The organism is Gracilibacillus caseinilyticus (assembly GCF_022919115.1).
Lineage (GTDB): Bacteria > Bacillota > Bacilli > Bacillales > Amphibacillaceae > Gracilibacillus > Gracilibacillus caseinilyticus.
Genome location: NZ_CP095072.1, coordinates 1,354,209 through 1,373,895, shown reverse-complemented (window position 1 = coordinate 1,373,895; position 19,687 = coordinate 1,354,209). Strand labels below are relative to the sequence as shown.

The following is a 19,687-nucleotide window of genomic DNA, read 5'->3' as shown; positions in this document are numbered from 1 at the left end:
TTCAGACGAATCAATAAATATGTATCTTTTATAAAAAGTTGAGTAAAATACAAATATAAGAGACTTTTAGTTGAGGTGGTAAAATGAAAAATAGTATTGTAATTACTACTGCGCTATCAGCAATTCTTTTTTGTTCGATGCTGATTGCAAGTTCGGTTTCTCCACTTGCTGATTCAGGTCCGAACGCTAATACGTTTAATTCACCGGGGTTATGGCTTTCTGTCAGTATGATTCTAATTGTTTACATTATACCATTAGGAATATATATGATAGGAATAGAGGGTATGAAATACGTTTTGGCTGTACTTTGCGGATTTGGATTGCTAATTAATATGTCTTTGATACCAGTTAATGTTATACATGGTGTCGTAACAGATCACTTCACTCCGATGTCAGCGGTCGTTTTAGTTTTCTGTATTGCAACATCGACCGTAAATGTTATTTGGTATTTTGTGGCTTTTCGAAAAAAAACGGGCATTGCTTAATATCTAATCATTAATTGAAAGGTTCTTGCTTGATTAAATCATTTATTTACATATGGCAACAAATTTTATCTGATTATCACATCGTCACAAATTCATCGAAAAAGGTCGGGGTTTTCTATTCCCGATCTTTTTTATATGCATCGATTAGCAAACATAAAATTTTACGCATTCAATGCAATATATAGAAATCAATAGTTTAGAATAAAAGGATGCGTAAAAATTTGATCTAATACCCATTAGTTATCATTTTTTCATACCGATATAAGTTACAATAATGCTATCTTATCGCAACTTATGGTAATCAAAGAATGAATACAAAAATAAATATACAATTGCGACAATACCATATATTACTTGTGTTATTTATAATGGTAAATTCGTTGCAGAACGAGAACGATTTATCCAGGAGTGATCTCGGAAAATAAGCAAGGGTTATACAATTTATATTACACAATATTAAGTTTATTGTGCCACGACGGACCAACAAGAAGGGGGTGGAGTCGATGCTCGATTACATGTAACTTATCGGTCGTGGATCAACGTGGGAAAAAGGTTAGCTGCGCTCAAATGATACCTCACCGTCCATCATGATGTAGACTTCGAAACAGCTATGGTGATTAGGTCTACCCCTTTCACACAGGGCCGACACCTGGTTTTTCCCCAGATTATATATTACATGCAGCTAGCTTTTATATTGCTGTAACATCTGCTCTACTTCCGATTCGATTTCTTTTCTTAAGTCATCAGGCCCAAAGACGGTTGCTTTCGGTCCCATGCCTAATATCCATCTCTTGATCGAGTGGGAACCATTCAATGTCGCCTTGAATCGTATAGCATTATTTGGCAGCTCCTCGATCACTTGATTCTCACTGTAAATCGATTCTTTGACCTGGTTGGAGAAAGGTGTTTCAATCACCAGCTCCACTTCCAGAGGCTCACGGATGAATCCTAGCTGTGGAAACTGCTCACGAATATCGAAATCTTCCGGTATGTCATACGTATTCTCCATGGCTTCGACCTGATGAATACGAATAATCTTGAACGTTTGCATATCTAATTTGTGTTCACAGTACGCCACACAGTAGATATTCTCATCATATACAACAAAAGCATAGGGATTAATCATACGCTCTGTGACTTTGTTCGTCGATGCTGCTTCATATGTAATCATCACCTTCTGGCGATTCTAGAACGCTTGATATAATTTCTTTTAATGCTCTGATTCATTTCCGACCTCGGTATTGATGAGGTAGTCATTGGCAAAATAAAAATGCTTGCTGCTTAATGACTGATCACGCTGGCCTGCCCTGATTTTTTCTAACGCATTGCTTAATGTTCCGTCCTCTTCTGGCTGTCTGGATATATATGCTTTGATTGCAATTTGCAGCTCCTGCACTTCGGTAGAGTTAAAGTTTCGAATGGGTAGTATCGATCTTTTGTCCAAAGAATATCCTCCATTCACTCCACGTTCACTCTCTATGTAAATACCTGCCTTTTCTAATTCATCACGGTAATGACGTATCATTCTCGGTTTCACATCTAGCTCTGTTGCCAAATCATCAATTTTCATCTTTGGCCGTGCCATCAGAATTTGAATCATTTGCAGGCAATTACTTACTTTACTCATCAAATATCTTCCTTTTTTGTTAGTATATTAGCATAGGTTTTAAGTGATTGTAACATTTGGTTAGGACTTTTGTCTTTGTCGTTTGGTGCTTTTGTTGTATTATTCAATTTTTACCATTATAATGGATAAATAAGCATGAAGGGAGTGATTCCGTGCACCATTTTATAATCTGGTGGAAGAACTACTACGGGTTTATGAATCTTCCATTCATCGGCCTTTTATTCCTATATAGTAGTCTCTCTACAGTTGGGAAAATAATCCTTTTCCTGTTTGTATTATGGCTGATATGGAACTTCATCGACTTCTTGAGAAATAACTTTTTTAATAACCCGAATATTCATCACTGACTTTCCCCACTTCCATCATCATACTTCGCACTTATGTATCAGCTACCTTGTATCTTGTCTCAGACAAAATGGAAAGCCGGGAAACACCATCATTTGTCTTCTTCCTTTTTAAACACAACAAATCTTGTTGCGCCGCTTCCCACTTTTGGCCCCTTTCTCACTAAACGATACAAATCTCTCGCTACTTCTCCCCACTTTTGGTTCCTTTCTCGCTAAACGATACAAATCTTGTTGCGCTGCTCCCCACTTTTGGCTCCTTTCTCACTAAACGATACAAATCTTGTTGCGCTGCTTCTCACTTTTGGCTCCTTTATCATTAAACGATACAAATCCCGTGGCACCGCTCTCTACTTTTGGCTCCTTTTCTTATCTCGCTAATGAGAGTGATTATATACTTTTCATTCTGATAAGAAAACCTGTTGCAACATTTTATCAATATGAATCTCTGTCGTATTTAACAGCGCAACATCAACGTCGCCTTCTTCAAGAATCATCGGAAGTTCCGTACACCCTAGAATAAGACTGTCGATATGTTCCTCCTCCATCATCGTACGGATAATTGCCAGAAAAGATTGCTTCGTCTCCGGGTTGACGATGCCATTCTCTAACTCTTCGACAATTTTTTCATGTATGAACAGCTGATCTTGTTCACTTGGAACGACGATTTCTTTCCCATTATCCAGGAATGGCTTTTTAAAGAAGTCATGCTCCATCGTGAATTTAGTACCGAGCAGCCCTACTTTTTTTAATCCTTGTTCTGTGGCCTTTTCATAAGTTGCCTCCACGATGCTGATCATTGGTACCTTTGTTTGCTGCCTGACTTCCTCAAAGACAATATGCGAGGTATTGGCTGAGATCACGATAAAATCTGCGCCGATTGCTTCCAGTTTTTGTACCGCGTCCCCAACATATTCGATCAAGTCATTCAATCTGTTTTCGCTGATACAAGCAAAAACGTTATACATATTAATACTGTTGATGAACAGCTCTGGCAGCACCTGTTTGCTGTTCAACTTGTCTTGATATTTTGCGATAAATGTTGGATAGTAGTCCACGGTTGATTCTGGGCCAAGCCCGCCAACAATACCTGCCTTTTTCACAAAAAATCCCCTCCACACCGTATTTTGTAAAAAATGTAATTTATATACATATTATTACACAGAATGGATTCCTTGTGAATGCATACTGCTTATTATGCTGTTTCAAGCTGCTCCTTTAAGATTACCACATGGTTATACTGCAGCTCTTTCGTTGCAAAAAGGAGCGTGATCTCTCCGTTATGCTCCTCGTAACAGTCCTTTAACTTCGCCAACGCTTTTCTCTTCTCATCGTCATCTCTTAATTCCTGCAGATATTCTGTTCGAAATGCAGCAAACTTATCTGGATCATGACCGAACCATTTACGGAGACTGGGCGATGGGCCAATTTCTTTCAGCCATAAGTCCAGCTTCGCATTCTTTTTTGAGACGCCTCTTGGCCAGACGCGGTCGACTAGTATGCGAATATTATCGGTTTCGGCTGGTTGTTCGTAGATTCTTTTTATTTGCATGGAATGCTCACTCCCACCAGGTATAATAGTACCTTTATTTCATCTAGTTAGCAGCTAACAGTCTATTAACTGCGACCACTAATGCCTGCACCGAAGCCCTCATAATATCCTCATCAATTCCAGCACCCCAATACATTTGCCCTTTATGTGAGATCCCGATCTGTGCGCAGGCTTCTGCCAGAGAATCTTTTCCTAAGGAATGCTGCTCATACACTTCCAGTTCATAATCAAGATGAAAAGCTATCTTAAGTGCATTGCTGACTGCATCTAAGCTTCCAGTACCTTCTCCTTGTAATTCCATGCTCTGATTGGTTTGTTGTAATGTCAAGGTAACTTCCCGTTTCTCTCCTTTTTCAAAGCGGTAATCAATCAGTTGGAAATGTGGGCAATAATCAATATACTGCTCTTTAAAGACTTGGTAGATTTCCTCGGAAACCAACTCTCTATTTGTCTGATCTGATACTTTTTTCGTGGCATATCCCATTTCTTCATTCATTTTATACGGAAGCTTAATGCCGTAATTTGTTTCGAGGATATACCCGATCCCGCCTTTGCCGGACTGGCTGTTTATCCGAATGACATCGGTTTGATAATTTCGCCCCAAATCCATGGGATCCACTGGAATATACGGCACATCCCATTTTTCTATCTGGTTTTCCTTCCGGTATTTCATGCATTTGGAGATAGCATCTTGATGTGATCCAGAAAATGCTGTAAAAACAAGATCGCCGGAATATGGCTGTCTTTCATATACTGCCGTTCTTGTCAGTCCTTCATATTTTTTACGAATCGCTTCTAAGTTATTAAAATTCAATTTGGGGTCATATCCTTGGGAATACATATTCATTGCCAAAGTAACAAGATCGACATTTCCAGTACGTTCTCCTATGCCGAACAAGGTTCCTTCTACTCTTTCTGCACCAGCAAGAACACCAAACTCCGCATCACTCACCCCACAGCCGCGGTCATTATGTGGATGAATGGATAACCTGACACCATCACGATAAGATAGGTTTTTATGAATATATTCAATTTGACTTGCAAAAATATGAGGCATCGCATTCTCTACTGTTGTCGGAATATTGATAATGGCTTGATGCTCAGGTGTTGGCTTCCAAATATCTAACACACTATTACATATATCTAACGCATAATCCACTTCTGTTCCTGGAAAACTTTCCGGACTGTATTGGAAATAAAAATTGCCTTCTGTTTCCTCTGCCAGTTTTTTTACTAAAATGGCTCCGTCTACAGCAATTTGCTTGATCTCATCCTTGGTTTTCCTGAAGACCTGTCTCCGCTGTGCTTCTGAAGTCGAATTGTATAAATGGACAATGGCTTTGGACGCACCTTGAACCGCTTCAAACGTTCTGCGGATAATGTGCTCTCTTGCCTGCGTGATCACCATAATCGTGACATCATCAGGAATCATATTATGTTCAATCAGTGTCCGCAACAGATTAAATTCTGTATCAGAGGCAGCTGGAAATGCAACTTCTATTTCTTTAAAACCGATATCTACTAAAAATTGAAACATTTCCAGCTTTTCTTCTAAATTCATCGGTATCGGCAACGCCTGATTTCCATCCCGCAGGTCCACACTGCACCATGTCGGAGCTTTCTCTATCGTTTCTTTCTTCACCCAGTCATAAGAAACAGTTGGTGGCAAAAAGTATTGCTTTTCGTATTTTTGATGATCAAACATTGTATATTCCTCCCTTAAATTTGAATATTAGAAAAACTCGGTATTTGCCTCGTCTTTTTAGCGAGTGCCGAAGTTTTTCTTATACTTGGTACAGGCTGCATTTTTACGACGTCGAACTTCTTCATTGCTAAAATTTCATGCTTTTCCAGGGTATAAAAAAAGCCCTTCTTCTCCAGCAATTGCTATGGAGACGAAAGACTGATGCTTACGCGGTACCACCCCGATTTCATGATATTATTATCATGCACTTATCCGATACAGACAGATTTGTCTTATATCCTTCCCGTGTAACGGCTAGGTTCCGTCCTTAGCTAATTTCTACATGAATTCAGATTTCACTAAGTCTGCTCTAAGGCGAGTTCCCTGCTTCCCTGTTATTGCTTCTCATCAGCCAGCAACTTTCTGAGAACAAGTTAGCACGTACTATTCCTTATCCACGCATTTCCATTTTTATTATTCTCATTATAGCAAGCTAATTAAAAATCGGCTAGTGATGAAGGTAACTTTTTGAATTGATTTTTGTCTCTTGGTTGAATTGGTATACAATGTGTTGTTCGCAATGAATATAATTGCATTGGACCTCTGGAAGGTGACAGTAATAAGAACAGGAGCTATTGTTATAGAATCGTATGTAATCTAAGAAAGCATCTTCTTGTAAAGATGCTTTCTTAATTTTTTAGTTTGAGACACTCTTCTAAGATAATTAATAAAGAGCCCAATATAAGAGAAATCCAGATAACGATGTCAATTGCTGCTGGAGCCATATCCAGCATAGCTGCCCAATTTGCTGAGTTTATGATGTCGTAGCTTGCAACCAATATTGCGGTGCTGATTAACTTACTCGCATATATAAAGGCAGCAATGAATAGTAATGAGATTCCGACAAGGGTACGATTCATTTTTTATCCTCCCCTTTTTTGAACAATAGCTACAATTCCTATTCCCTACCACCAATCATAATAAAATTTTCATTAAATAGTTCCCACACTTACTCATTTTTCACAAATCAAGCAATCGAAATATCTCACCAATATTATGGCCAACCCAGCCCCCAATCAAGGGCAAAATATCGATAGGATAGTCTAATTCTAAATCGCCGAAATCCAGATCCAGAACAAACAAGCAAACGGTAAAGCCAGCACTCATTACCCCTACTATGACTGCCTCTATCATTGTTCGTCGCTTCCAGCGCTCCTCGCCGCGAAAATCTCTGTCAAAGGCCGCTACACGCTTCACCACCTTGGTTCCGATTGTCTTTCCCGTTTTAAGGTATATAACACCATTGCTGTTAAGACCCAGCTACATACACATAAAAATCCAAAAAGGAAATAAGAATTCCCTCCCATTTCTACAATACTTATATAGAATGCGAACCAAAACAGCAGGAACAGGTTAGTTTGGACTAATTTTATTTTTTTCAAACGCTTAACCTCTCGTATATCCCAGCCTGACACAGACATTTTATCCTCCCTTTTTATGAATAAGTTAAGAATCCATAATACTGTATCTTGTAAAGCACGACTTAAATCGAATAGAGTGACCCCCGCATTATATAATAAAATAACGATTAGTAACGCGATAATGACAGACTCTTAGCTTTTAGTATCAAGTATAATTATGATTTTACTTTTACCAAGAGCGTCAAATCCATTCATTTATCATGCTATAAGTGATCCTATTATAAATAGAATACTAGCAAAGAATTTAATTCATTGCGCCTCTCTCTTGTGTTCGAATATGACATTGGGAGAAGTTCGTTTCCCCCTGTGCCAGAGTATATCTGGGGAAACGGGACAGTAAAATCGCATCTGCTCCGACTTGTTCAAAAATCACGAATCCGCATAATCTCCCCAATATTATGAACAGCCCATCCTACAACATAACTGAATATAAGTATAAACCCGACATTTTTCTCGTTAGAACCACCGAACAATAAAGCCACCGATAAAGTTAGACTCACACTGCCGATAACGATGCTTCTAGTTATTCTTAGTTGCTTCCAGCATTTTTCTCCTTTATATGCTTTATCAAAATCCGCTACTCGCTTACTAACCTTTGTACCGATCGCCTTCCCGGTTTTTAAGGTGTTACATCAAGAACTGTTAATATCCAGCAAAACGCACAAACTGTTGTAAAAATAACGAGTGTGTCCCCTGCATATGCCACAAAACTACTATACAGAACGAAACAAACCAGCAAGATAACATTCGTTTGAACCAAATTAATCTTCTTCAAATACTTCACTTCTTGCATATCCCATTCTGTCTTCCCCATGTTATCCCCCATTATTAATTCGTTAACAGCAAATAAAAGTATTCTGCTTCTTGGAAGGCATGGCTTATATCGACTGCAGTAACCACCGCATGGCACAGTGAAAAAATGGTGATGAGAGCGATAATAACACCGCCACCTTTCAGCATATTACTTTTCTTCTTATATAAGATAAGTGTGGTCACCGCAACAATCAATAAATAGGCTATCGTGATAATGAAATCGACCAATTCTACGTAGCTATCATCAACCGCTTTCTTAAAATTGGCTAAATTCTGTTCATTCTCCGCGCCTTCTATAATAGTAGTCGTATTCTTTTTATTACCAATCTTCCAAGTAAATTCACCTTGTTCTAGTGTTATGGTGTACGCATAGCCTAACACTTTTCCATCATTAATAACACCCGAATCATTAACAGGCTCTGCTTCACCTTGTTGTGTACAGGCTGATAATAATACAAGTAATGAAAATAACAATAGAAAAAAGTACTTTTTCATTTTTCTAGTCTCCTTATCTATACCTTTAAAGAATAGTAAGTATTGCCACATTGTCGGTTTCAGATACTATAAATGATACTACCAAAACAGATTACCATTAATTGGATGAAGAGTCCACCCACAATCCACTGCGCTTCCAAACAATTAGTAGAATAACTCGGCATTCGCCTGACCAATAAATCAAATCATAAGTTAGCTAAATTTTATCGATTATCTGTGATGGGTATTAATAGCGAAATTTAATAAAAGACGCTTTGTAGGAAACAGCCTTTCTTTCGTTTATTACGCTTCTCGAATTTTTTACTTTTGATCGAATAGTGCTCGCTTTCGTTCATTACGTCCCCTTTTTTCCTTGCTTGTGGTCGAATAGGGCCCATTTTCGTTCACTACGTCTCCCTTTTCCCTCGCTTGTGACCGAATAGGGCCCGCTTTCGTTCACTACGCCTCTCGCATTTCCCTTTTGTGGTCGAGTGACTTGTGTTTATTTTCTATTCAAACTATTATTTGTCATCATTGCTACAGCATGTTCATGGTACAAAGCCTGCTTCTCTCTTTATGACAAAAAACACACATGGCCGGCAAATTGGTTTCATAATCAGAATCAATTTGCCACCATATGTGTTCTCTCTTTCTTAACAGTTACTGAAGGAATAGGCTGCGACTACTTTCGATGCGTAAAAGACAAAATCGCCACAATTAAAGCTCCAAAAGATATCGTTAACATTAGAGCCTCATACGTTGTCATCATATTTGCCAGCTCTCCTTCCTTTGAACGTTTTAACAGTGCTGGCCTATCCAGTCGATCAGCTAACGTATCCCTAAGTAACCGTTGCTATTCCATTTTCGTCTTTTGGCGTCATAAAAAGTATTTTACCTGCTTCATAAGTAGTTGGATTTTTTTAAACATGCAGTTACACAGGAATGATAGTTCCCAATTGTTCCCCTGCAATCAGTTTGGATAGGCTAACTTCCTTCTTTATCCTCTCGTCTCCATATTACTATCTATTTTTGTAAGTAATCCTTTCGCACGTGGTGGTGGTTGTATCCCTGTTACAAGAATAGGAGATTTCATCTATTAGTCCATACGTGGTTGTTAGCCCTTTCACAATGATCCAACTTGTAGAAGCTCATTCATTTCAAATATAATGATTAGTCCTTAGTAGAAAATAAGTGGGAGTATGAGTCTCTTCTTTTGTTGTATATCATTCAAATTGTACGATTCCCTAAGCGAATTTACTTACTACTATTAGTTTGTCACGAAATGGGATGTTTTATTCTCTCATCTGCTAACTTTTAGACGACTAATGAAAAAAGCCCCCTCATCCAAGAAGGGGCTTATGCTGCATTAATTTGCCATATGTTTTCTCTTTCTTACTATGAAAAACACACCAGCACCTGCTACAATGAACAGGACACCCATTACCAGCAAATTGTATTGGTTGGTCGCCGTCTCTGGCAGTGTTTCTCCTCCGGTGGATTGACCGTCATCGCCTGCGTCACCACCATTTTCTGTGGCACCATTACCATCTGTTTCGTCTCCGTCAGACCCTGGATCATCTGTTCCACTTTCAGCTCCGTCGTCTGTGGAACCTCCACCATTTGTACCTTCATCCGCTACTTGCAATACGCCATAAATACTGAAGTGCTCGACATCTGCCACTACCTCAGCGGTTTCTTTATTCACGCTGGTTGGCACGATTTCCTCTTTTTGTTCGCCATTCTCGTCAATATACGCTACTTTGAGAGATTCCCAATTTGAGATTTTTTCTTTATCGACGTTGAATGTTAGCGTTACTGGTGAATCCAGACTGATCGCTTCGCCATTAGATGTTAGCGTGAAGTCATAGAAGTCACTGACAGCATTATCATATTTCGCTTGAAGCGTATCTGATACCTCACCTAATTCGAATGCAATATCATCTTTACCTTTTAAGATAGATACCGGGATTTTCACATGGACGTTCTCCATTTGTAAGACAATATAATCGGTATCCTTCAGCTGATCCACTACTTCTTTTTTGATAATCGTCTTCTTCTTGTCGACTTCCGCTTGGTAGGTATTCTGATCTTTTGCTAAATCATCCAGATTCCCGATTACCGTTTCCTTATCTTCCTGCACGTCTTCTTCATCTTCATCTTTATCTTCGTCTTCCTTGTCTTCTGAATCATCCTCTTCTTCTGCTCCAGGATTGTCATATAATGCCTGTACTTCTTCTGCCGGAAGGACTAAACCATCATAGACACGAACCTCATCCATCAACCCTTTAAATGGTGTATCCCAGAAGTTGACACCTAAACTGAATTGGGCATTTTCTGTTGTAAAGACATCAGGAAAATTTCCATCCGAGAACTTTTCTTCGCCATTGATATAGACGGTTGCTTTGCCTTCATCAACGGTAAAAGCGAAATGTGACCACTCTCCTGCAGGAATAATCGAATCGGATGCTGCATCATACCAGTCATCCCCATTATGAGCCCATACCTTGGTAACACTCTGTGCATTCGGCACAACGCTTATCCAGTTATTTTCCGTTCTTGCACCGAAAAAGGCGGTCGTGAATTCCGTGATTTCCTCTGGCTTCATCCATAGTGAGATCGAATACTGATCACTGGCAATTAACCCATTCGCCAGCTTTAATCCTGATGTACCATCAAATTTCGCTGCCTGACCGGCGATACCTTCTGCAAAGGTAATCTCTCCGCCAGTGTTATTGATCCGATCCCCTGTGACAGTTGCATCCTCCTGATTACCTGAACGATCTGAGAAACCATCACTGAAGTCATAATAGGCGGACAATCCACCTTCTTCTCTTGCCGGAACGGTTACTGTTACCGTGAATGTTTCCGTCACCTCTCCTAACGAAATCGTCGCTGTCAATTCTACATTGGCATCCTCCGAATCAGATGACGGTCGATGGACAACACCTTCCGTTGAGATCAATTCTGGATGAGAGGACTCCCATGTGATTTCCGTTCCCTGCGTTGCCATTGTTGGTAGGTTCAGGTCAGAAATAGCGCGTTCGGGAAGACTTTCGCTTAATTCCTGTTTCACGCCATCTACTACTTCTTGATCGTCTTTACTTTCGGTATGACTCCCCCAGATCACCACACCTTCATCAGACATCGCGCTAAACGTCATGACCCATTCCTCGGATGTCGGATCATATTGGCGGATGAACACACCATCGTATGTTTTATCGTCGACAGTGATCGCCACACGGTAATCATCATACAGCTCCCATGTTCCTGTAACAGCACCAGAAAGTGTATGGTCTTCATTTAATTGCACCCATGTCGATTCGGTTAGCTCACCGGTAATTTCTTTGCCATGGTTGATATATTTGTAGTCCCCGGTAACGTCTGCTTCGGAAACTGCTTCGATTTCTTCTCCTGCATAGTGATACGGCGTTGGCACTGGCCATTCATCACTATTTTTAAACGTTTGGTGCACACGAACCTGATGCATTTCCCCTTCCTGTGGAAAACGTGTATGTGTCACAATGAATTCTTTTCCAAGCTCTTCATCAATTAAATACGAGTTGTGACCAGGCGCCATATATCCGGTACCAATTCCTGTACCTTCTTCACCATAGTCTCGTTTAAACAGGAAGTTCCCCATCATCTTATTCCCAATATTTTTATGATCATCATTCCCTGGGAAATTACCTACACCATTATCGAAGCTTTCAGGAAAAACAGCTTCGTTTCCAGCAGCATCTACATACGGACCATCAATACTTTCTGACCGGAACTGGCGCATTTGATAGCCGCCATCAGAAGCTAGTCCACCATACGTAATGTAAAGGTAATAATAACCGGTTTCTTCATCGTAAACGGCATACGTTCCCTCACCAGATCGTCCGTAGCCACCAGCAATTTTCGTACCAAAGTAGCGATCAATCATTCTGCCGTCTTCCGTTGTGCCATCTTCGCCTGGATAGATCGGTGTACCTGTTTCTTTATCCAATTCTAAAATATACGTACCGCCTGACCAGGAGCCGTATGTCATATACAGGTCCCCATTCTCATCATAGAGAATATTGGCATCGATCGCATTCGTATAAAGCGCGTTGTTGAAGTTGCCTTCTTCGGTAAACCAGTCCGGATTGGCCTCCTTGATCGTACCATCCTCGATCAGTTCAGAAATATTCGTATTTTCCCAATGTTTATTCACATCACTATTCGCATCATAGCTTTCTTTATTGGTAAACCCGGAGTACATAATCGTGTCCGTGTATTCAAATGGACCTTCCACATTCTTAGATACCGCGATACCAATAGCTGAGCGGATATAAGTGGAAGAAACACTGTAATACAGCATATAAGCACCTGTGGAACCATCTTCCCAAACATAGTCTTTGTTCCAGAAAATATCTGGTGCCCAGACAGCATAACCGCCTGTACTATCGGCATCATCTTCCCCTGCCCATTCGAATGATTCTGCGAGATTTTCAGATAAGTTGCCATAGATTGGGTTATTTTCAGGCGTTTGGTATTCCTGATCCACGATCGAATTCCAGTTGCTTAAATCATTGGATTCCGCAACGGCGATGTGGGAACCGAACACGTAATACGTGCCATCCTTCGCTTTAATAATAGATGGATCATGTACAGAAGCACGGTCAAAATTGATTGGTCCCTCTTGCTCGTCTCCAAGTACGGTTATCGGGAGTGTTAAGATTAATAAAAGACCAATAATAGATACTTTTTTCCAACTTGTAATCATTCCATTCCTTCTCCTTTCGCTCATCCTTCTTTATGAGAGCGTGTTCATTTTTCTTGTTCTATCGGAAGTATGTCTTGATGTATACGGAAATGTGCAGCTGAACAGCATGCTTATGTAGAAGAGTATAGCTCACTCTTCTAAAGATAAGCCTGTTTGTTATGCTTTTTGTTCACTCTACATACAAGCCCCCCTTTTTACTGCGACAAGTTAGTAAATCGCTTACAAAGCTTTCTAGAATAAGATTACTATAAATATATAATTTACTCAACATATTATCTATTAAAAAAATAAAATGATTAATAAGTAACAGAATTATCATCATTTTGATTACCTTTATTGTTTACCTTGCGAAACTAAAAAATAATAGAAATGGGGGGGTACTCTCTTAAGGTACACGCTTGTACGATAACTACATATCTGTGTTAATAATTGGAAGGGGCGACATCGTATCGATCCTTTTGTTATGCAGCTCATCATTGTGCCGCTGTGGTCATCGGCGCAGGGGTCTTGGTCACTGTATTTACGAATAAGCTATTACTCGGACCAGCGGTAACATTACTATTAAATGTTTTATATGAGATATGGTATAGTCTTTACTATTATCCAGATTCAGGGGTTCATTTAACATCGTGGAATTTCATTTTCACAGCATGGTCATTGGGGATTTGCTGGATTATCGTAGGAATGCGGAAGCATTAAAAAAACTCAGCATTCGCCTCCTCTTATAGCGAGTGCTGAGTTTTTCTTATACTTGGTACACTTTACATTTTTACTACGTCGAACTGCTTCTTCGCTAGAATTTTATACTTTCCTAACGTAAAATTAATCCCGCTAGACCAGCTAGCGGGATTATCTCCATCAATACACCGAAGCGCTCTTCTTCCCAAGATCAAATGCTTTCGGTTCAATCGGTTTTATATTCGTTCGATTCGCGACAAAATCCGGTCTTGCCGGCACATTCGCGAATGGTTCAACTAACTTATTTTCGATACTGTTAAAAACGAAGAAGACATTACTACGCGGTAACGGCGAAATATTGCCGTTCGAACCATGCATCGTATTCGATTCGAAGAACAATACTGAGCCGGCTGGTCCTGTCGCGCTGTCGATTCTGCCGCCTTTTTCTAATAACCAGTTAATACTATCATGATCTGGTACACCAAGACTTTGCATTTTTAACGACTGCTTGAAATGATCTTCCGGTGTTTCCCCAACACATTGGACGAAATAGTTGTGGGAACCAGGGATTAATAATAACGGGCCATTATAGGAATAGTTATCGGTTAGAATAATACTGCAGCTAACCGCACGCATGTTAGGCATGCCATCTTCCATGTGCCATGTTTCAAAATCGGAATGCCAATAAAATCCCTTTCCTTTAAAGCCAGGTTTAAAATTAATCCGCGACTGGTTTATGTAAACCTGACTTCCGAGTAATTGCTGGGCAATGTTGACGATCCGTTCATGTGACGATAAATCCTCAAAGAATGCATCATTGTGATGGACATCAAAGACGGAACGAATCTCATCGCCTTCCGATTCGCGAACGACATATGGCTCATCAGAGGTTTGGTTGTCATGCATGTTGCGCTGTAACTCCTTCTGCAAGGCCTTTACCTCTTCCTCTGAGAAGAAGTTTTGCTTAAATAAATAACCATTTTTCTCATAAAAATCCAATTCCTTTTGCGCTAAAGGACCGTCCTCCGCTGTTGAGCCGTGAATGATGGGTTCCTTTCTCTCCACAATAGAAGGCATGCCTTTAATTCTGGAATGATAGAAATCTTTCATCTTTCGACACTCCTTTTCCGCTATTAGATTTTTCACATACAGTATAATTTCTATGTACGGGTTTACACAATTCGGATAACAATCGGTGTGAACGGATGTGCGAAACTGAGCTCTGATCCATCTCAAATACATACTGCTTTCGGTATCTTGCCGTTTCTTGCGTCTTTTATCATGTTATATTGCCATATTTTTGTCAAAACACCTCATCATTTGATGATTCACGTGGAACGTTGTATGATTTTTTCAAAAAGTTTACTTGTACAAGCTATCTAAAATGACTATGATGGTTATAACAAATCGCCATCTGAAAGGGAGGTTATCCAATGGATATTAAACATCTTACATATTTTTTAGAAATAGCGAAGACGAGAAGCTTCACACAGGCTGCCGAGAACCTGTACATCACACAGCCAGCTCTCAGTCGTGCTATTAAATCACTGGAAGCAGAATTGCAGAACTCCCTGTTTATTCGAACAAGGAAGAAGATTCTGTTAACCGATGCCGGAGAATTATTACATAACCACGCGGTTTCCATTGTAGAGAAAATGGACAAATTAGAGGAGGATCTCCATTCTCTCCACACCGTTCATACCGGGCATATCCGAATCGGACTTCCGACTTTCATTCATTCTTTTTTCTTCTCGAAATTAATCGGTGCTTTTCATCTCGAATATCCTGCGATTACTTTTCAACTGGAAGAGAATGGCTCAAAAATTATCGAAAACAAGGTCATGAACGGACAATTAGATTGCGGCGTCATCGTACTGAGTCAGAAAAATCATGCGATCGATTGTGTATCCTTTGTCGCCGAACCTTTGTCCGCGGTTGTGCATCCTTCCCATCCTCTGGCAGACCGCGAGCATATACACTTGGATGAATTGAAAGACGATGCCTTCATCATGTTTAATCAGGATTTTGAATTACGCAATATTATACTCGATGCATGCAATCAAGTAGGATTCCAGCCAAAAATCACGTCCGAAACATCGCAATTGGATTTCATTGAAGAAATGGTCGCTTCTGAACTTGGCATTACCTTATTGCCGGAAAGCACTAGCAAAGAATTGTCTGGCAATGTCCAAAGCCTCTCGATCTCACAGCCTGTCGTGGAATGGAATTTAGCGTTCATCTGAAAAAAAGACACCTATGTATCGCAAACGAATAAAACATTTATCTCTTACGCCAAAGATAAATTAGTGTAAATCTGCTATCGATCGTCCGCATCGATAGCAGATTTTTTTGTGTTCGCTTCCATACATTTTTGTTATATACACCATGAAAGATTGGCATTGTACTTATGCTGAAAGCTGGCGTTATAATTTAGTCGAAGCAAAAAAGGTACAGAGCGTCCGTTGAAGAGTTATGCGACGATCCAAAGGGACCCCCTGGTTTCTGGACGCTCGTATAGACTATCTTGTCTAACATAAAAAGCAGGAGATGAATGATGGTGGAAGCAATGAAAATGAAAGATACTCGAGTTGTGCAAACAGATCAAGTTCTCATAAATGATTTAAATAATTATAATTCCCTTTTCGGTGGCGTTTTAATGAAGAAAATGGATGCATGTGCCACGTTGTCGGCGAGAAGACATTCCAGAGTGAAGGAATGTGTGACGGCATCCACCGATACGGTCAACTTCATCGAACCGATTCTGCAATCTGATTCGGTTTGTATCGAATCGTTTGTGACCAACACAGGAAAAAGCTCGATGGAAATCTTCTGTAAGGTCATCGCGGAGAATTTAGAAACAGGTGAACGCCGCTTTGCTGCAACAGCTTTTTTCACTTTTGTTGCATTAGATACTAATCGCAAGCCGACAAGCGTTCCTCCCGTCATACCAGTCACACCGGAAGAACAATATTTGCACGAGACAAGCAGTGAACGCGTCCAGATTCGAAACGCCAAACGCGAGCAGAACATTGCTTTAATTCAGAAGATGTCGCTGGAAAAACCTTGGGACTAATAGGAGGAATAAATAAATGATTGTTACATCAAGTTTTCAGGATCTGCATGTAGTCAAGACCGATTTAGCCAAGCTGCAAGGTGATTATCCAAATCAGTTTACGAAGTTTATCAATGCCATCAAATTAACGAGACAGCTGCAATATGGCTTTCAATATATGGGATGCTTAATCATGGGAGAAGACGCACACCGTTTCTTGCCACAAGCACAAACCAGTTACGTCCTTTCCATTTACGAACGCGAAATGGAAAAGCTGAAAAAAGACGTCGATTTTTCCGAAGTACGCCAGCTGCTATGGAATCATAAACAAATCAGTTATGACAACATATGCAAGCTCGCACTCGGGAATAAACCAGAATTCCTGGTTGGACCTGTTTTAGTGAATTAATATAATGATGGTAAAAGCCGGGCGGAGAGAAATGCTTTTAGATAGTGTTGCTCTTCGTCATGTTTGTTTGCGTAAAAGGTGGATATGGAGGAAGAGAGCGAGATTTCTGACACGCTTTGCTCTTCTTGGGTGTATCACCTTTTCTCGATTATTTTTGGTGACAGAGGGGGCTATCGGACATCTCCTCTCCTCTTCAAACACATATTGTCCGATAGACAACAGCTATCGGCTAATCCCTCACTTTTTCGTGCGCTAATTCATCCTTGTGGTTTAATTTACCACGTTTTTGATCGATTGATTCAACTTATCGATATCTACTGCATCCACGTTTTCATTCGTCAGCTCATATTTTCTTTTTAATTGGATCACTCTTGTTACACTTTCATTTATTCTTTGCTCGGATATTTCACCTTGTTGAACAGCTTTCGTTACCTGCTCAATGGCTTCTGCGACATTGTTATAGCCGTGTGCGATCAACAGAATATCATTGCCCGCTTTCACTGATTGAACCGCTGCGGATCCAATCGAATAATTGTTGGTGATCGCCTTCATCGTCATATCATCTGTCATGATTACACCGTCGAATTCCAATTTTCCCCGCAAAATGTCTGTGATTACCGCTCGTGACATCGATGAAGGATATTCCGGATCGATCGCAGGTAATAAAATGTGTGCCACCATCACTACGTCTGCCCCGTTCGCAATTGCCCGTTCAAAAGGCACTAACTCCAATTGTTCTAATTCGGCCACCTCTTTATTAACGGTTGGAAGCTGCAAATGGGAATCGACAGAGGTATCACCATGTCCCGGGAAATGTTTGATCACAGAGATAATATCCTGCGACAGAATCCCTTTCATCGTCTCCACCCCGAGCTTACTGACGACTTCTGGATTATCACCGAACGATCTGTTGCCGATAATCGGATTGTCCGGGTTACTGTTGACGTCCATGACCGGGGCGAAATCGAGATTGAATCCGAATGCGTTTAACTCCTGCCCTAACAGAACACCGACTTGATAGGAAAACTGTGCATTATTTCTCTCGCCAATCTCCTGATTAGTAGGAAAAGAGATTAAATCTCCTGGCAATCGCTCAACCTCCCCGCCCTCCTGATCGACACTTAGAAATAGCGGAAGTCGATTGCCTTCATTTTTCCTTTTTATCTGATTGAACAACTGCACCGTTTGCTTTGGTGTTTTTAAATTGTTCGCGTAAAAAATAAAGCCGCCGATTTGATGTTCTGTGATCAGGTTCTGGGTATCTGCATCAAGTGTTGTTCCAGAAACACCCGCGAGAATCATTTGTCCTATTTTTTCACGCAGGCTCATCTCCGCAACTACACTCGAAATACTCGCTTTCTCATTACTGGGTGCTGATGGCTCTGTATAAACGGATATATGATCAACGGTCGGATTTTCGTTTGATTCAGATGGTTGAGGTAAAATCCATTTCAGCTCGTATCCGGATTCTGTGTGGGAGACTAAGATAACTTGATTATGGGTATCATCCTGAAAATAACGCGTATCGGTCGGTTCTCCTAATGTTTTGGTAATCGCTTGATACGTAATGGTTTGGATGGACCCTGCCGCAGAGCGAATGTCAAAGACCATCTCCTGCTGATAGCCAATTGTTTTGTCTGCAAACACTGCATAGATTGCACCATTTACTTGCGATGATTGATCAGGATCTCCCCATTCGTCCTGCACTTGCTGATAGCTTGTTTCTCCTGCAACAAAAGGGATATCAGGAACGGTTCCTTTTGCAGCTGCAGAATGGATTTGTTCGATCGTGTTAGCGATTTGATCAGTATTTTCTGCTGGTTTTTCCGTTTCGGATTCAGTCGTGTCTTCCTGCTTTTGATCGTCCTTTGTTGGCTGTTGTGTGAAGAGAATAAAGAGCGCAACCACAGCGACCATTATGATTAATAAAAGGTAAACGATTCCTTTATTTTTTGATTTTTTTCTTCTGGCTCGAGGCATGTACATCATCCTTTGCTTACTGTCTTAGATGATTTTATTCAAAAAGAGTAATGATTATGAGGAGGCCTATAGAGTAGTATCGGCATTCCGTCTCAACACACCGTATGTATTCGTGTTGTAAACGTTGTTGTAAAGCGAATAGCTACCTATAATGGTCCAAAAGATGATTCTTATGAACACTTTTTTCAATTTTCCTTTTAAAATGGTCATAAGACTGATTCTTACGGACAAAAATTTGAATTAACATATTGAACTGTCCATAAGAACCTATCTTAATGATCACTCTGCCCTTACTCCAAGGATTCTTCGGCGAAAGCAGCAAGGAAGTTAATTCATTTATCAGCCTAGCAGGACACGGAGC

The 19,687-nt window shown here is 40.3% G+C and carries 18 protein-coding genes and 1 other annotated feature; of the genes, 5 read left to right on the top strand and 13 right to left on the bottom strand.

Going from position 1 to position 19,687, the window contains the following annotated elements:
- Positions 1 to 83 precede the first annotated feature (83 nt).
- Complete coding sequence (locus tag MUN88_RS06680) at positions 84 to 485, top strand: DUF5391 family protein (RefSeq protein WP_244722507.1); 402 nt, start codon at positions 84 to 86, stop codon at positions 483 to 485.
- Between the two features lie 682 nt (positions 486 to 1,167).
- Here the strand turns inward: MUN88_RS06680 and MUN88_RS06675 are convergent.
- The 11 genes from MUN88_RS06675 to MUN88_RS06630 form a co-directional block, all read right to left on the bottom strand.
- Positions 1,168 to 1,656 carry a WYL domain-containing protein gene (locus MUN88_RS06675; protein ID WP_244722506.1) on the bottom strand — a complete coding sequence of 163 codons (489 nt, stop codon included), beginning with the start codon at positions 1,654 to 1,656 and terminating at the stop codon, positions 1,168 to 1,170.
- A 39-nt stretch (positions 1,657 to 1,695) separates the two neighbouring features.
- Positions 1,696 to 2,112, bottom strand: a complete 417-nt coding sequence (locus tag MUN88_RS06670) for a helix-turn-helix transcriptional regulator (protein WP_244722504.1) — start codon at positions 2,110 to 2,112, stop codon at positions 1,696 to 1,698.
- A gap of 745 nt (positions 2,113 to 2,857) precedes the next feature.
- Positions 2,858 to 3,559, bottom strand: a complete 702-nt coding sequence (locus MUN88_RS06665; protein ID WP_244722502.1) for an aspartate/glutamate racemase family protein — start codon at positions 3,557 to 3,559, stop codon at positions 2,858 to 2,860.
- A 92-nt stretch (positions 3,560 to 3,651) separates the two neighbouring features.
- The gene (locus tag MUN88_RS06660) at positions 3,652 to 4,008 is read right to left on the bottom strand and encodes a DUF488 domain-containing protein (RefSeq protein WP_244722500.1); all 357 of its coding nucleotides are present in this window, start codon (positions 4,006 to 4,008) and stop codon (positions 3,652 to 3,654) included.
- 43 nt (positions 4,009 to 4,051) lie between these two features.
- Positions 4,052 to 5,713, bottom strand: a complete 1,662-nt coding sequence (locus tag MUN88_RS06655) for a 2-isopropylmalate synthase (protein ID WP_244722497.1) — start codon at positions 5,711 to 5,713, stop codon at positions 4,052 to 4,054.
- Positions 5,714 to 5,896: 183 nt separating this feature from the next.
- Positions 5,897 to 6,159, bottom strand: a binding site (T-box leader).
- A gap of 222 nt (positions 6,160 to 6,381) precedes the next feature.
- Entirely contained in the window at positions 6,382 to 6,612 is a 231-nt protein-coding gene (locus tag MUN88_RS06650) for a hypothetical protein (protein WP_244722494.1), read from the bottom strand.
- 100 nt (positions 6,613 to 6,712) lie between these two features.
- Complete coding sequence (locus tag MUN88_RS06645) at positions 6,713 to 6,949, bottom strand: hypothetical protein (RefSeq protein ID WP_244722491.1); 237 nt, start codon at positions 6,947 to 6,949, stop codon at positions 6,713 to 6,715.
- Positions 6,950 to 7,792: 843 nt separating this feature from the next.
- Entirely contained in the window at positions 7,793 to 7,987 is a 195-nt protein-coding gene (locus MUN88_RS06640; protein ID WP_244722488.1) for a hypothetical protein, read from the bottom strand.
- A gap of 14 nt (positions 7,988 to 8,001) precedes the next feature.
- A complete protein-coding gene (locus MUN88_RS06635) occupies positions 8,002 to 8,481 on the bottom strand; it encodes a hypothetical protein (RefSeq protein WP_244722485.1) in 480 nt (159 codons plus the stop codon).
- A gap of 661 nt (positions 8,482 to 9,142) precedes the next feature.
- Positions 9,143 to 9,205 (bottom strand): hypothetical protein, encoded by a 63-nt coding sequence (locus tag MUN88_RS21800; RefSeq protein WP_369809979.1) that lies wholly within the window; start codon positions 9,203 to 9,205, stop codon positions 9,143 to 9,145.
- Between the two features lie 621 nt (positions 9,206 to 9,826).
- Positions 9,827 to 13,207 (bottom strand): LamG-like jellyroll fold domain-containing protein, encoded by a 3,381-nt coding sequence (locus MUN88_RS06630; RefSeq protein ID WP_244722482.1) that lies wholly within the window; start codon positions 13,205 to 13,207, stop codon positions 9,827 to 9,829.
- Positions 13,208 to 13,693: 486 nt separating this feature from the next.
- Between MUN88_RS06630 and MUN88_RS21960 the strand changes: the two genes are divergently transcribed.
- Positions 13,694 to 13,906, top strand: a complete 213-nt coding sequence (locus tag MUN88_RS21960) for a DUF2651 family protein (RefSeq protein WP_501993626.1) — start codon at positions 13,694 to 13,696, stop codon at positions 13,904 to 13,906.
- Between the two features lie 159 nt (positions 13,907 to 14,065).
- Here MUN88_RS21960 and thpD read toward each other — a convergent pair whose 3' ends face one another.
- Positions 14,066 to 14,995, bottom strand: a complete 930-nt coding sequence (thpD, locus tag MUN88_RS06625; RefSeq protein WP_244722479.1) for an ectoine hydroxylase — start codon at positions 14,993 to 14,995, stop codon at positions 14,066 to 14,068.
- 323 nt (positions 14,996 to 15,318) lie between these two features.
- Between thpD and MUN88_RS06620 the strand changes: the two genes are divergently transcribed.
- From MUN88_RS06620 to MUN88_RS06610, 3 genes are all read left to right on the top strand, one after another.
- Entirely contained in the window at positions 15,319 to 16,128 is an 810-nt protein-coding gene (locus MUN88_RS06620; protein WP_244722476.1) for a LysR family transcriptional regulator, read from the top strand.
- A 314-nt stretch (positions 16,129 to 16,442) separates the two neighbouring features.
- Entirely contained in the window at positions 16,443 to 16,958 is a 516-nt protein-coding gene (locus tag MUN88_RS06615) for an acyl-CoA thioesterase (RefSeq protein ID WP_244724351.1), read from the top strand.
- Positions 16,959 to 16,974: 16 nt separating this feature from the next.
- A complete protein-coding gene (locus tag MUN88_RS06610; protein ID WP_244722474.1) occupies positions 16,975 to 17,346 on the top strand; it encodes a hypothetical protein in 372 nt (123 codons plus the stop codon).
- A 270-nt stretch (positions 17,347 to 17,616) separates the two neighbouring features.
- Here MUN88_RS06610 and nagZ read toward each other — a convergent pair whose 3' ends face one another.
- A complete protein-coding gene (gene nagZ / locus MUN88_RS06605) occupies positions 17,617 to 19,326 on the bottom strand; it encodes a beta-N-acetylhexosaminidase (protein ID WP_244722471.1) in 1,710 nt (569 codons plus the stop codon).
- Positions 19,327 to 19,687 lie beyond the last annotated feature (361 nt).